This window comes from Hydrogenophaga sp. OTU3427, assembly GCF_038440225.1.
In the GTDB taxonomy this organism is placed as follows: Bacteria; Pseudomonadota; Gammaproteobacteria; order Burkholderiales; family Burkholderiaceae_C; genus Hydrogenophaga.
Genome location: NZ_JASATI010000003.1, coordinates 62,530 through 76,107 on the forward strand (window position 1 = coordinate 62,530; position 13,578 = coordinate 76,107).

Genomic DNA, 13,578 nt, shown 5'->3' on the forward strand with positions numbered 1-13,578 from the left:
ACCGCCGCGCCTTATTCGATCTTGGCGCCGGAGGCCTGGACGATGGCCTTCCACTTGGCGTGGTCGGTCTTGACCAACTGCGCGAACTCGTCGGTCTTCATGGCCTGGGGCTCGGCGCCCTGCGCGTGCACCGCGGCCTTCATCTCGGCCGTGCCCAGCAGCTTGTTCACTTCCGTGTGGACGGCGTGGACGACGGCGTCGGGCGTGCCGGCCGGCATGAACAGGCCGTACCAGGTGCTGACGTCGAAGTCCTTGTAGCCCGACTCGGCGACGGTGGGCACCTCGGGCAGGGAGGAGCTGCGCTTGGCCGAGGTCACGGCCAGCGCGCGCAGCTTGCCGGCCTTGATCTGCGCCATGGCCGAGGGCACGGACGAGACCAGCAGGTCCACGTTGCCGGCCAGGGCGTCCATCAGGGCCGGGTTGGAGCCCTTGTAGGGCACGTGGCGGATCTTGATGCCGGCCGCCTTCTCGAACAGGTCGCCGGCCAGGTGGATGGTGGTGCCGTTGCCGGGCGAGCCGTAGGTCACGGCGTCGGGGGCGCTGCGGGCCGCGGCCACCACATCGGCCAGGGTCTTGAAACGCGAGTTGGCGCTGGTGGCGATCACCACCGGCGTGTAGGCCACGTGGGCCACCGGCACCAGGTCACGGGTCGGGTTCCAGGGCAGGTTGGGGTAGAGCCAGGCGCCGACGACCAGGTTGTCTTTCTGACCCATCACCATGGTGTAGCCATCGGGCGCGGCCTTGGTCGCCTCGGTGATGCCCAGCGTGCCGCCGGCACCGGCCTTGTTGTCGGCCACGATGGTCCATTGCCTGGCCTCGGTCAGCCGGCTGGCCACCAGGCGCGACAGGATGTCGGTGCCGCCACCGGGCGGGAAGGGCACGACCATGCGGATGGGTTTGGAGGGGTAGCTGGCCGGCTGCGCCTGCAGGGCCAGTGGTGCGGCCAGCGCCAGGGACAGGACGAGGAGGGTGCTGCGTTTGTGCATCGGGAAACGTCGGGTGAAGTGAGCGGGAGAGAAGGAGTGGGGTTTCAGCGTTCGCCGACCACGCCGCTGGGTGCGCGGCTGAGCGCGTTGTTGGTGTTGACCATGCGTTCGAGCATTTCCATGAAGGCGGCCTGCTCCTGGGGCTGCAGCGGTTCCAGCAGCCGGTCCTGCACGCGGCGCATGGCCGGAATCACGTCGGCCAGCAGTTGCTGGCCGGCGGGGGTCAGCGTGAGCTGGCGCACGCGGCGGTCGCCCGGGGCGGCGTTGCGCTGCAGCAGGCCACGCGCTTCCAGCCGGTCGATCACGCCGCCGATGGTGGAGGTGTCGAGCGCGATCAGCCGTGCCAGCGAACGCTGGTCGACGCCGGGCTGGTTGCGCACCGTCTGCAGCGCCGCGTACTGCACCGGCGTCACGCCCCAGGGTTCGGCCTCCTGCATGAAGATGCCGACCGAAATCTGGTGCAGGCGCCGGATGTAGTGGCCGGGCAACTCGGTCAGCGCGATTTCGGGGGGGGCGGCAGGGCTCATGGCGAACGGAGGGTGCTGAGGGTCGAACCTTATTATCCCTGTGCCCATGGTCAGCATGCTCATCAAGGCGGCCCGCGCGTTGGCCGCACAATGCGGGCCATGGATGCCGCCGCCCACCCCATTTCCGCCGCTTCCGGCCCCCTGCGCTGCCTGCCCCTCGATGACGGCCAGCGCACCTTGCTGCACAACGAGGTCCACGCGCGACCCCCGGCCCGCATCCGGCTGCCGGCGCTGATCGTGTTCGTGGCGGTGCTCAACGAGGGCATTTCGCGCGAGCGGGAATGTGAACACCTGCGCCAGCTGCCGGGACAGGCCGGGCTCTCGCCCGAGCAGCTGCAGGGCAACTTCCTGCGCCTGCGTTTCGAGGGACACACCCTGAAATGGGAGCGCCACACCGAGTTCACCCGCTACTCCATCGTCCAGGCCTTGCCCGACGGTGCCGGACTGGGCAGCGTGAACCCGGACCTGATGGCCCAGCTGGTGGTGCCTCCCGAGTGGTTGGCGACCCTGCCGGGGCGCACGGTGGCCGCCATCCAGATGGTGATGCTCAACGCCGATCTGCCGGAACAGACCACCGAAGCCCAGGCCGCCCTGATGGGTCCGGCCCGGAGCTGGTTCGGGCGCAGCAACCTGGTGGCTTCGCAGATGGGGGGCGGCCACTCCTGGGCGCTGACCGATTTCGCGCTGCGCGCCGACGGCTTCGAACGCATGCTGGTGATCGCACCGCCGGGCACGACCGAAACCCGGGTCGGCCGCATTTCGCAGCGCCTGCTCGAATTCGAAACCTACCGTCTGATGGCCTTGCGCGGCCTGCCGGTGGCCAAGGCCTTGTCGCCGCTGCTCGGGCAGGCCGAACAGCAGCTGGCCCACATCACCGCCGAGCTGGAAAACAAGAGCAGCTCGGAGCAGGCGCTGCTCGACCAGTTGGTGTCGCTGGCCGCCGGCGTGGAGCGCGCCACCGCCGAGCATGTCTACCGTTTTGCCGCCACCCGTGCCTACGACCGCCTGGTGACACAACGCATCGCCGAGCTGCGCGAACGCCCCATTCCCGGCACCCAGACCATGGGCGAATTCATGCAGCGCCGGCTCTCGCCCGCGATGGCCACGGTGGCGGCCACAGAACAGCGGCTGACCTCGCTGTCCGAACGGGTCTCGCGTGCCAGCGCCTTGCTGCGCACCCGCGTGGACATCGTCACCGAAACCCAGAACCAGCAGCTGCTGGCAAAACTCACGCGCGGGCAGGACCTGCAACTGCAACTGCAGACCACGGTGGAGGGGCTGTCGATCGCTGCCATCTCTTACTACGTGATCAGCCTGCTGCTGTACCTGGCCAAGGCCGGCAAGGCGGCCGGCCTGCCCCTGCATCCCGAGCTGGCGGCGGGGGCGCTGGTGCCCCTGGTGTTGTGGGCGGTGTGGCGCACCACACGGCGCATCCACGAGCGGCTGCACCACGCCGACTGAGCGGCGTGGTCTACCGTTTTTGTGCCTGCCGGCCTATACTGGCCGAATGAACGAAACGGTACATTCCAAGCCGAAAAACACCGGTGCCAAACCCCGGGCGGGCAAGGAAGCGACACGCACCAACGACCCGGCGCGGACCATGGCCAACATCCTGGAAGTGGCCCTGGCCGAGTTTGCCGAGAAGGGGCTGGCCGGCGCGCGCATCGACGAGATCGCGGCCGCGACCCAGACCAGCAAGCGCATGATCTATTACTATTTCGCCAGCAAGGAAGGCCTGTACCTGGCCGTGCTGGAGGAGTCCTACCGGCGCATGCGCGCCATCGAAAGCCAGTTGCACCTGGACGACCTGCCGCCGGTCACGGCGCTGCGCCGGCTGGTGGAATTCACCTTCGACCACCACTACGGCAACGAAAACTACATCCGCCTGGTGGTGTCGGAGAACATGAACCACGGCCAGTTCCTGGCCCAGAGCAAGAGCATCCAGGCGCTGAACGTGCCCGCCATCTCGTCGATTGAGCGGCTCTACCGGCGCGGGGTGGAAGAGGGTATCTTCCGCCCTGGGCTGGACCCGATCGACATCCATGCCTCGATTTCGGCGCTGACTTTCTTCAACGTCTCCAACCGCTACACCTTCGGGCTGATCTTCAAGCGCGACATGACCGACCCCAAGGTGCTGGACCAACGGCGGGCCAATGTGGTGGACATGGTGCTGCGCTTCGTGCGGGTGTAGACGGGGCCCGTGCCCGTTGCTTGCCCACTGCCTGTGACCTCATCCCCTCTCTAGGGGACGGCTCCAGCCATCGGGCAAAGCCAGCCCGGCGGTGTCCGCGGGTGAGGCAGCGCGTGCTGTTCGCGTGGTCAAGGGTCTAAGGGTAAATACTTATTCTTTGAAAACTAACCAGTTCGTACATTATCGGCAACGCGTATCAAGGAGACCTGCATGGTTCAAAAATTCATCAACGCCTACTGTCGGGCCTTGTCCTGGCTGATGGTGGTGTGCCTGGTGCTGATGGTCATCATGGTCTTTGGCAACGTGGTCATGCGCTACGGCTTCAACTCCGGCCTGACCCTGTCGGAGGAACTGTCGCGCTGGCTCTTCGTGTGGATGACCTTTCTCGGCGCCGTGGTGGCGCTGAACGACCGCACCCACCTGGGCACCGACTCGCTGATCGCGCGCTTGCCCGTGGCCGGGCAGAAGCTGTGCCTGGGCCTGAGCTACCTGTTCATGCTCTACGTCTGCTGGCTGGTCTACCGGGGCTCCTGGGAGCAGGTCAAGATCAACTGGGACTCGACCAGCGCGGTGATGGAGGCCTCCATGGGCTATTTCTACGCCAGCGGCATGTCCTTCGCCATCCTTGGCGCACCCATTCTGGTCTACAACTTCTGGCGCTTGCTGACCGGGCAGATGGCCAACAACGAACTGGTCGGCATCCGCGAGTCGGAAGACATGCCCACTGGCGACCCGCACCCTTAAGCCCCGGAGACCTTTCATGACCATCGCCATCTTCCTGGGCTCGCTGATCGCCGCCATGGCCATCGGCATTCCCATTTCCTTCTCGCTGCTGCTCAGTGGCGCCGCGCTGATGTGGCACCTGGACATGTTCGACGCCCAGATCCTGGCGCAGAACGTGATCGAAGGTGCCAACAGTTTCCCGCTGCTGGCCGTTCCCTTCTTCATGCTCGCCGGTGAAATCATGAACGCCGGTGGCCTGTCCAAGCGCATCGTGCAGTTCGCCATGTCCCTGGTCGGTCACGTGCGCGGTGGTCTGGGCTATGTGGGCATCATGGCGGCCGTGTTCATGGCCGCGTTGTCCGGCTCGGCCGTGGCCGACGCGGCCGCGCTGTCGGCCCTGCTGCTGCCCATGATGGTGCACGCCGGCCACGACAAGGCACGCTCGGCTGGCCTGCTGGCCTCGGCCAGCATCATCGCGCCCATCATCCCGCCCAGCATCGGCTTCGTGATCTTCGGTGTGGCCGCCAACGTGTCCATCTCCAAGCTCTTCCTGGCCGGCATCGCGCCCGGCCTGATGCTGGGTGTGGCCTTGTGCCTGACCTGGTGGTGGGTGGCGCGCAAGGAAATGGTCACGCCGCCCAAGCGCAAGAGCCTGGCCGAAGTGAAGGTGGCGCTCAAGGACGCGATGTTTGCGCTGGGTCTGCCGCTGATCGTGGTCGTTGGCCTGAAGTTCGGCGTCTTCACGCCGACGGAAGCCGCCGTGGTCGCCGCCGTCTATGCCTTGCTGATCTCGCTGTTCGTCTACCGCGAGCTCAAGATCTCCCAGCTCTATGGTCTGTTCCTGGCGGCAGCCAAGACCACTGCGGTGATCATGTTCCTGGTGGCCGGCGCCATGGTGTCGGCCTGGCTGATCACGGTGGCCCAGTTGCCGGCCCAGTTGGTGGAACTGCTGCAGCCTCTGCTGGACAGCCCGACGCTGCTGATGATGGCCATCATGGTGCTGGTGATCATCGTGGGCACGGCCATGGACATGACGCCCACCATCCTGATCCTGACACCGGTGCTCATGCCCATCGTCAAGGCCGCCGGCATCGACCCGGTCTATTTCGGCGTGCTGTTCATCATGAACAACGCCATCGGCCTGATCACGCCGCCGGTGGGCACGGTGCTCAACACCGTGGCCGGCGTGGGCAAGGTCACCATGGACGAGGTCACCAAAGGCGTCTGGCCCTTCATGCTGGCGCAGTTTGGCCTGATGTTCCTGATGGTGCTGTTCCCGCAGCTCATCATGTGGCCGGCCCGCTGGCTGGCGGGCTGATCCAGATTCCCGGACCAGGGCGGTGACGGGTACGCCGTCGCCCTGGTCGACTCAAGACGCGTACCACTTCTCTTTCCATCCTCGGAGACACCATGAAACGTTTGATCCTCAAGACCCTGGTTGCCGCAGCGGCCGTGGCCGCCTTCGGTGCCGCCCAGGCACAAGACAAGACCATCAAGTTCGCGACCCAGAACCCCAAGGGCCACCCGATCGTGATGGGCATGGAGAAGTTCGCCGAAATCGTCGCCGCCAAGTCGGGCGGCAAGATCAAGGTCAACCTGTTCCCCGGCGGCACGCTGGGCAGCGACCAGGCCAACGTGTCGGCCATCCAGGGCGGCACGCTGGAGATGGCGTCCATGAACTCGGGCATCTTCGCCAGCCAGGTCAAGGAATTCGCCGCCTACGATTTCCCCTTCATGTTCACCAACACCAAGGAAGCCGATGCCGTGATGGACGGTCCCTTTGGCAAGAAGCTGCACGACAAGCTGCAGGACAAGGGCCTGGTCGGTCTGGCCTATTACGAACTGGGTTTCCGCAACATCACCAACAGCAAGCGCCCCATCACCAAGGTCGAGGACCTCGAAGGCCTGAAGCTGCGCGTGATCCCCAACCCGATCAACGTCGAGTGGGTCAAGGCCGTGGGCGCGAACCCCACGCCGCTGCCTTTCCCCGAGGTCTACGCCGCGCTGGAGCAGAAGGCCATCGACGGTCAGGAAAACCCGCTCACCGTGATCAACGCCAACAAGCTGTACGAAGTGCAGAAGCACGTGGTGCTGAGCAACCACCAGTACAACCCGCAATCGGTGATCATCAGCAAGAAGTTCTGGGACGGGCTGGACGCCGGCCAGAAGAAGATCATTGCGGACGCCGCGGTCGAGTCGGCCAAGTACCAGCGTGAGCAGGCCCGTGGCCAGGTGGCCTCGGCCCTGGACAACATGAAGAAGAACGGCATGCAGGTGACCGAGCTGTCGGCCGCCGAGGTGGGCAAGCTGCGCGACAAGATGCGCCCGGTGATCGCCAAGTTCGGCGTCAGCGTGGGCCAGGACACGGTCAAGGAACTGCAGGCCGAGCTGGAAAAAGCCCGCAAGTGATCCCTGCGGCATCCGCCATCCCGTGTGCCGGGATGGGGGGTGCCGTCCTGGTTGCTTCAACGACCCCGCCCACCGCATTCCTCCCGACATGAGCAAGACCCGCATCGCCGTGGCCGGCGCCGGCCTCATCGGCCAGGCCCACATCGCCGTGGCGCAACGCAGCCCCACCGTCACGTTGTCGGCGGTGGTGGACCCCTCGCCCGCCGCCACCGCCGTGGCGGTCCAGGCGGGTGTGCCTCTGTACCGTTCCATTGAAGAACTGCTGGCCCAGGACCGCCCCGACGGTGTGTTGCTGGCCACCCCCAACCAGCTGCATGTGCCCCAGGCCCTGCAATGCCTGGAGGCGGAACTGCCCATCCTGGTGGAAAAGCCCATCGCCACCACCGTGGCCGAAGGCCAGCGCCTGGCTGATGCGGTGGAGCGCACCGGTGCCCGCGTGCTCATCGGCCACCACCGCGCCCACAGCCCGATCATGGCCAAGGCCCGGCAGGTGGTCGACTCCGGCCAGCTGGGCCGACTGGTCGCGGTCATGGGCAGCGCCACTTTCTTCAAGCCCGACCACTACTTTGCCGACGGCCCCTGGCGCGCCCAGCCGGGGGGTGGACCCATCCTCATCAACATGATCCACGAGGTGCACAACCTGCGCATGTTGTGTGGCGAGATCGTCGCCGTGCAGGCCTTCAAGTCCAACGCCACGCGCGGTTTTGCCGTCGAGGACACGGTGGCCATCAACCTGCGTTTCGCCAACGGCGCGCTGGGCAGCTTCATGCTCAGCGACACCGCGGCCTGCGCGCGCAGCTGGGAACAGACGTCCCAGGAAAACAAGGCCTACCCCAGCTACGACGACGAGGACTGCTACGTGGTCACCGGCACCCATGGCAGCCTGTCGGTGCCGACCATGCGCCTCAAGACCTACCCGCGCGACGAAGACCGCTCGTGGTGGAAACCTTTTGAGGTGGGCACCGTGGGGATGCTGCGCGACGACCCGCTCAAGCACCAGATGGAGCACTTTGGCGCCGTCGTGCGCGGCGAGGCCAGCCCGCTGGTGACGGCCCGCGATGGCCTGCGCAACCTCCAGATCACCGAAGCCATCGCCGAGGCGGCCGCGTCCGGCCGCGTCATCGAACTGACCTGAACCCGAACCACTTTTCCCCAGGAACGACCATGAAAATCCTCGTGCTCAACGGCGTCAACCTCAACATGTTCGGCAAGCGCGATCCGGCGCAGTACGGCACCATCACGCTGAGCGAAATCAACGACAGGCTGGTGGCCCTGGGCCAGGAGCTGGGCGTGGCGGTCGAGAACTTCCAGACCAACTTCGAAGGCGAGATGTGCGAGCGCATCCACCGCGCCCACGCCGAGGGCGTGGACGCCGTGCTGATCAACGCCGGCGCCTGGACCCACTACAGCTACGGCATCCGCGACGCGCTGGCCATTCTCAAGGCACCGATCTACGAGGTGCACATGTCCAACATCCACGCCCGCGAGGCTTTCCGCCACCACTCGGTGATCGCCGAGATCGCGCGTGGCCAGATCGCCGGCTTTGGCGTCGACAGCTACCTGCTGGCCCTGCGCGCCGCCGTCAGCCAAGCCCGCGCCAGCTGAGCTACCCCCTCCACCCCGACCTGGTCCCAGACATGCGCCGCGCTATCGCCACCGTCTCTCTTTCCGGCATGTTGCGCGAGAAGCTGCAGGCCGCCGCGGCCGCGCGCTTCGACGGTGTCGAGATCTTTGAGAACGACCTCCTGCAGTTCCCCGGCACGCCGGCCGAGCTGCGCCGCATGGCCGCGGACCTGGGGCTGGGCATTGACCTGTTTCAGCCCTTCCGCGATTTCGACGCCCCGACGGCCGCCCAGCTGGCCCGCAACATCGAACGCGCCGAGCGCAAGTTCGACCTCATGCAGGAGCTGGGCACGACCATGATCCTGGTCTGCTCCAACGTTCAGCCCGACGCCGTGGGCGACCCGGCCGTGCTGGCCGAGCAGTTCCACCAGCTGGCCGAACGCGCTGGGCAGCGCGGCATGTTCATCGCCTACGAGGCCCTGGCCTGGGGCAGCCAGGTCAAGCTGTTCTCGCAGGCCTGGGACGTGGTTCGGCGTGTCAACCACCCGCACCTGGGCCTGGCGCTGGACAGCTTCCACACGCTGGCCTTGCGCGACGACCCGGCGCCCATCGCCCAACTGCCGGGCGACAAGATCTTTTTCGTGCAGTTGGCCGACGCGCCCTGGGTCAACACCGACGTGCTGACCCACAGCCGCCACTACCGCTGTTTCCCCGGCCAGGGCGAGCTGGACATGAGCGGCTTCACCCGCGCTGTGATCGACGCCGGCTACACCGGCCCGCTGTCGCTGGAGGTCTTCAACGACGAATTCCGCTCCGCACCGGCACGCGCCAACGCGGTCGACGCCATGCGTTCGCTGCTGTGGCTGGAGGAGCAGGTGCGGCGCAGCCACGCGCCCGAGGCGCCGGCCTTCAAAGTGCCGCTGTTCGATCCGCCGGCGCCACCGACCTTCGGCGGCTGGGGCTTTGTCGAGTTTGCGGTCGACCCCGCCGCCGGCGCCGCACTGGCGACCTGGTTGCGCAGCATGGGTTTCGCGCGCATTGGCCAGCACCGCAGCAAGCAGGTCGAGCTCTACGGCCAGGGCGAGGTGCGCATCGTCCTCAACCTGGAGCCGGATTCCTTGGCGCGCAGCCACTTCGAGCTGCATGGCACCTCGGCCTGCGCGGTGGCCATCACCACCACCGACACCACCGCGGCGCTGGCCCGCGCCGAAGCGCTGCTGTGTCCGCGCGTGAGCGGCCGGGTGGGCCAGCAGGAGCTGACCATCCCCAGTGTGCGTGCGCCCGATGGCAGCCTGCTCTACTTCTGCGAGACGCCCGTCCAGGGGCACCACGGCTTCGAGTCCGACTTCGTGATCGACGCCCAGGCGCTGGCGAACGCGCCGCTGGGCGCGGGCGCCCGCATCGACCACCTGGTGCAGGCCGTGCCCGGCGGGCAGGTGGAGCCCTGGGTGCTGTTCCACCGTGCGGTGCTGGGCCTGCTGCCCGAGCGCCAGGTGATGTTGCACGACCCCTACGGCCTGATCCGCAGCCGCGAGATCGAATCCGCCGACCGCGCCGTGCGGGTCTCCATCACCGTCTCCGAACGCGACAACACCCAGGTGTCGCGGGCGGTGTCGCATTTCCGTGGTGCTGGCGTGCAGCAGATCGCGCTCAGCGTGACCGACCTGGTGGCCACGGCCCAGGCCCTCCAGGCACAGGGCGCGCCCATGCTGCCGGTGCCAGCCAACTACTACGACGACCTGGCCGCCAAGTACGACCTGGCCCCCGACTGGCTCGCACAGCTGCGCGCGCTGGGCATCCTCTACGACCGCGAGCCTTCGGGTGCCGAGTTCCTGCAGCTGTACCTGGCGCCCTTCGACGACCGCTTCCACTTCGAACTGGTGGAGCGCCGGGGCGGCTACACCGGCTATGGCGCGGCCAACGCGCCCGTGCGACTGGCCGCCACGGCCCTGTGGCGCGACGCGCAGGGCGCCGCCTGAACCCCACCGTTCGTTTTCGACGAGACCGACCATGATCAACGGACACACCCAACTCATCGCCCACATCGGCTACCCGACACACACCTTCAAGTCGCCGATGATTTACAACCCCTTCTTCGAGCACGTGGGTGCCAACGTGGTGGTGGTGCCCATGGGCTGCCAGACGCCCGACTACCCGGCCTTCCTGAAGTCGGTGTTCACGCTCACCAACATCTGCGGCGCCCTCATCACCATGCCCCACAAGGTGGTCACGGTCGGCTTGCTCGACGAGGTCACGCCCACCGTCAAGGTGGCCGGCGCCTGCAACGCCGTCAAGCGCACGCCCGACGGCCGCCTGGTGGGCGACATGTTCGACGGTGCGGGTTTTGTGCGCGGTGTGCTGCGCAAGGGCCTGACCCTGCGCGGCGCCCGCGTGCTGGTGGTGGGCAGCGGCGGCGTGGGCTGCGCCATCGCGGCCTCGCTGGCGGCCGAGGACATCGCCGCCATGGCCTTGTTCGATGTGAACACCGCCGCCGCCGAGGCCCTGGGCCAGCGACTGCAGGCCAACTATCCGGCCATTGCGGTGAGCACCGGCAGCAACGACCCGGCCGGCTTCGACCTGGTGGTCAACGCCACGCCCATGGGCATGAACGAAGGCGACCCGCTGCCGCTGGACGTGTCGCGCCTGGCGCCCAGCACCTTCGTGGGCGAGGTCGTGATGCGCACCGAAATGACCGCCTTCCTCACCGCCGCCCAGGCGCGCGGCTGCCGCGTGCAGGTGGGTTCGGACATGCTGTTCGAACAGATCCCGGCCTATCTGGAGTTCTTCGGCCTGCCCACCACCACCGCCGAGGTGCTGCGCGAGCATGCACGGCTGAGCTACTGAATCCCCTCCCAGGGGGTGGTATCTGCCGTCGGGCGACGCCAGCACCGCCAGATACCTTGTCGGACCCTGTCATGGGGCGCCTTGCGGGTATGCTTGACGGTTTTTGAAACATTTAAGCCACCATGCCGCAGCGGACAGCCCTCATCACCGGCATTACCGGACAGGACGGTGCCTATCTGGCGGCGTTGCTCCTGTCCAAGGACTACGTGGTCTATGGGGCTTACCGGCGCACCAGCTCGGTCAACTGGTGGCGCATCAAGGAGCTGGGGCTGGAGGGGCATTCCCATCTGCACCTGGTCGAGCATGACCTGACCGACCTGGGCGCCAGCATCCACATGCTGCAGAAGACGCGGCCCGACGAGGTCTACAACCTGGCGGCGCAGAGCGCGGTGAATGTCAGCTTCGAGCAGCCGACCACCACCGCCAGCATCACCGGGCAGGGCGCGCTCAACCTGCTGGAGGCCATCCGGCTGGTCAATCCGGGAATACGCTTCTACCAGGCCAGCACCTCCGAAATGTTCGGCAAGGTGCAGGCGGTGCCGCAGAACGAGAACACGCCTTTTTATCCGCGCAGCCCGTATGGCGTGGCCAAGCTCTACGCGCACTGGATGACGGTGAACTACCGCGAGAGCTATGGCATCTTTGCCTGCAGTGGCATCCTGTTCAACCACGAGAGCCCCCTGCGGGGCCGCGAGTTCGTGACACGCAAGATCACCGACGGCGTGGCCAAGATCCGGCTGGGCCAGCTCGAGGTGCTGGAACTGGGCAACCTGAATGCCCGGCGCGACTGGGGCTACGCGCAGGAATACGTGGAAGGCATGTGGCGCATGCTGCAGGCGGACGAGCCGGACAGCTACGTGCTGGCCACCCAGCGCACGGAGACGGTGCGCCACTTCGTGGACATGGCCTTCCGCGCCGCCGGTTTGGTGCTGGAATTCCGGGGGCAGGATGAAAACGAGACCGCCATCGACACGGCCACCGGCCGGACCGTGGTGCGCATCAACCGCGACTTCTTCCGGCCGGCCGAGGTCGACCTGCTGGTGGGCGACGCGTCCAAGGCCAAGGCGCGCCTGGGCTGGGAGCCCCGGACCTCGCTGGAACAGCTGTGCGAGATGATGGTGGCGGCGGACTTGCGGCACAACGAGGCAGGGATGTCGTTTTGAAGCCATCGGTGAAGCTGGTCTTTTCGGTCGATGCCATTTTTCCGCCCCTGACCGGCATCGGGCGCTATGCCTACGAACTGGCGACCCGCCTGCCGCGGTTCGAGCAGGTGGAGGAGCTGCGCCTGCTGGACATGTTTCGCTGGCGCCAGACCGTGCCCGGCCTGCAGGACCAGGCCTCGGGACAACCGGTGCCGTGGTCGTCGCGCTGGCAAGGCCAGGTGCGCCAGGCGCTGGCCTCGCGGCACTGGGCGGTCGAGGTCTACGACCGGGTGTCCGAGCGCCGGCGGCGCCAGATGCTGCGCCAGGCCAATGGCTTTGTCTACCACTCGCCCAACTATTTCCTCGCCGCCCACGACGGACCGTCGGTGGCCACGGTGCACGACCTGTCCCTGCGCCGCTTTCCGCAGATGCACCCCTCGGCGCGGCGGCGCTATTTCGATCTCGCCTTCGAACGTTCGCTGCAACGCGCGGCCATGTTGATCACCGATTCGGAGGCGGTGCGCCAGGAGCTCATCACCGACTACGGCGTGGCACCTGAGCGCGTCAAGGCGGTGCACCTGGGGGTCGACCCGGTGTTCCGGCCCCGGCCGGCGGCCGAACTCCGGCCCGTGCTGGACCGACTGGGCCTGACGCAGGGCCGCTACACGCTGGCGGTGGCCACGCTGGAGCCGCGCAAGAAGCTGGATCAGCTCATGCGCGCCTACGCCCAGCTGCCGGCCGCGCTGCGCGCCACCTACCCCCTGGTGCTGACGGGCGCGCCCGGCTGGCTGAACACCTCGATGCAGACCTTGATCGAGCAGGCCCGCGCCCAGGGCTGGCTGCACTACCTGGGGTTTGTGCCACAAGCCGACCTGCCCAGCGTGTACGCGGGGGCCCACGCCTACGCCATGACCTCCATCTACGAGGGGTTTGGGCTGCCCATGCTGGAGGCCATGGCCTGTGGCGTGCCGGTGCTGACGTCCACCCTGTCCTGCATGCCCGAGGTGGCCGGGGGGGCTGCGCTGCTGGCCAACCCCGACGATTTGGACGAATTGCGGCAGCAGCTGGAGCGCTTGCTGACCGACCACGCCTGGCGCGAGGCAGCGGTTTCGCGCGGGCTGGCCCGGGCGAAAGAACTGAGCTGGGACAGGTGTGTGGCCGAGACCGTGGCGGTGTATCAGGCCATCGCCTGA

The 13,578-nt window shown here is 67.1% G+C and carries 13 protein-coding genes; 11 read left to right on the forward strand and 2 right to left on the reverse strand.

The window, feature by feature from the left end:
- Positions 1–11 precede the first annotated feature (11 nt).
- Together AAHB17_RS02590 and AAHB17_RS02595 are read right to left on the reverse strand one after the other, a co-directional pair.
- Entirely contained in the window at positions 12–986 is a 975-nt protein-coding gene (locus AAHB17_RS02590) for a Bug family tripartite tricarboxylate transporter substrate binding protein (RefSeq protein ID WP_342128893.1), read from the reverse strand.
- Between the two features lie 44 nt (positions 987–1,030).
- Entirely contained in the window at positions 1,031–1,513 is a 483-nt protein-coding gene (locus AAHB17_RS02595; protein ID WP_342128894.1) for a MarR family winged helix-turn-helix transcriptional regulator, read from the reverse strand.
- 99 nt (positions 1,514–1,612) lie between these two features.
- Between AAHB17_RS02595 and AAHB17_RS02600 the strand changes: the two genes are divergently transcribed.
- From AAHB17_RS02600 to AAHB17_RS02650, 11 genes are all read left to right on the forward strand, one after another.
- Positions 1,613–2,974 carry a DUF3422 family protein gene (locus AAHB17_RS02600; protein WP_342128896.1) on the forward strand — a complete coding sequence of 454 codons (1,362 nt, stop codon included), beginning with the start codon at positions 1,613–1,615 and terminating at the stop codon, positions 2,972–2,974.
- Positions 2,975–3,020: 46 nt separating this feature from the next.
- Positions 3,021–3,704 carry a TetR/AcrR family transcriptional regulator gene (locus AAHB17_RS02605; protein ID WP_342128898.1) on the forward strand — a complete coding sequence of 228 codons (684 nt, stop codon included), beginning with the start codon at positions 3,021–3,023 and terminating at the stop codon, positions 3,702–3,704.
- Positions 3,705–3,914: 210 nt separating this feature from the next.
- The gene (locus AAHB17_RS02610) at positions 3,915–4,448 is read left to right on the forward strand and encodes a TRAP transporter small permease (protein WP_342128901.1); all 534 of its coding nucleotides are present in this window, start codon (positions 3,915–3,917) and stop codon (positions 4,446–4,448) included.
- 16 nt (positions 4,449–4,464) lie between these two features.
- Positions 4,465–5,745 (forward strand): TRAP transporter large permease subunit, encoded by a 1,281-nt coding sequence (locus AAHB17_RS02615; RefSeq protein ID WP_342128903.1) that lies wholly within the window; start codon positions 4,465–4,467, stop codon positions 5,743–5,745.
- Positions 5,746–5,837: 92 nt separating this feature from the next.
- Complete coding sequence (locus AAHB17_RS02620; protein ID WP_342128905.1) at positions 5,838–6,836, forward strand: TRAP transporter substrate-binding protein; 999 nt, start codon at positions 5,838–5,840, stop codon at positions 6,834–6,836.
- Between the two features lie 88 nt (positions 6,837–6,924).
- Positions 6,925–7,971 carry a Gfo/Idh/MocA family protein gene (locus tag AAHB17_RS02625; RefSeq protein WP_342128907.1) on the forward strand — a complete coding sequence of 349 codons (1,047 nt, stop codon included), beginning with the start codon at positions 6,925–6,927 and terminating at the stop codon, positions 7,969–7,971.
- 29 nt (positions 7,972–8,000) lie between these two features.
- Positions 8,001–8,441, forward strand: a complete 441-nt coding sequence (gene aroQ / locus AAHB17_RS02630) for a type II 3-dehydroquinate dehydratase (RefSeq protein ID WP_342128910.1) — start codon at positions 8,001–8,003, stop codon at positions 8,439–8,441.
- 32 nt (positions 8,442–8,473) lie between these two features.
- On the forward strand, positions 8,474–10,378 hold the full coding sequence (locus AAHB17_RS02635) for a bifunctional sugar phosphate isomerase/epimerase/4-hydroxyphenylpyruvate dioxygenase family protein (RefSeq protein ID WP_342128911.1): 1,905 nt from the start codon (positions 8,474–8,476) through the stop codon (positions 10,376–10,378).
- A 31-nt stretch (positions 10,379–10,409) separates the two neighbouring features.
- Complete coding sequence (locus AAHB17_RS02640; protein WP_342128912.1) at positions 10,410–11,243, forward strand: shikimate dehydrogenase family protein; 834 nt, start codon at positions 10,410–10,412, stop codon at positions 11,241–11,243.
- Positions 11,244–11,365: 122 nt separating this feature from the next.
- Positions 11,366–12,406 carry a GDP-mannose 4,6-dehydratase gene (gene gmd / locus AAHB17_RS02645; RefSeq protein ID WP_342128913.1) on the forward strand — a complete coding sequence of 347 codons (1,041 nt, stop codon included), beginning with the start codon at positions 11,366–11,368 and terminating at the stop codon, positions 12,404–12,406.
- 8 nt (positions 12,407–12,414) lie between these two features.
- Complete coding sequence (locus AAHB17_RS02650; RefSeq protein WP_342128914.1) at positions 12,415–13,578, forward strand: glycosyltransferase family 4 protein; 1,164 nt, start codon at positions 12,415–12,417, stop codon at positions 13,576–13,578.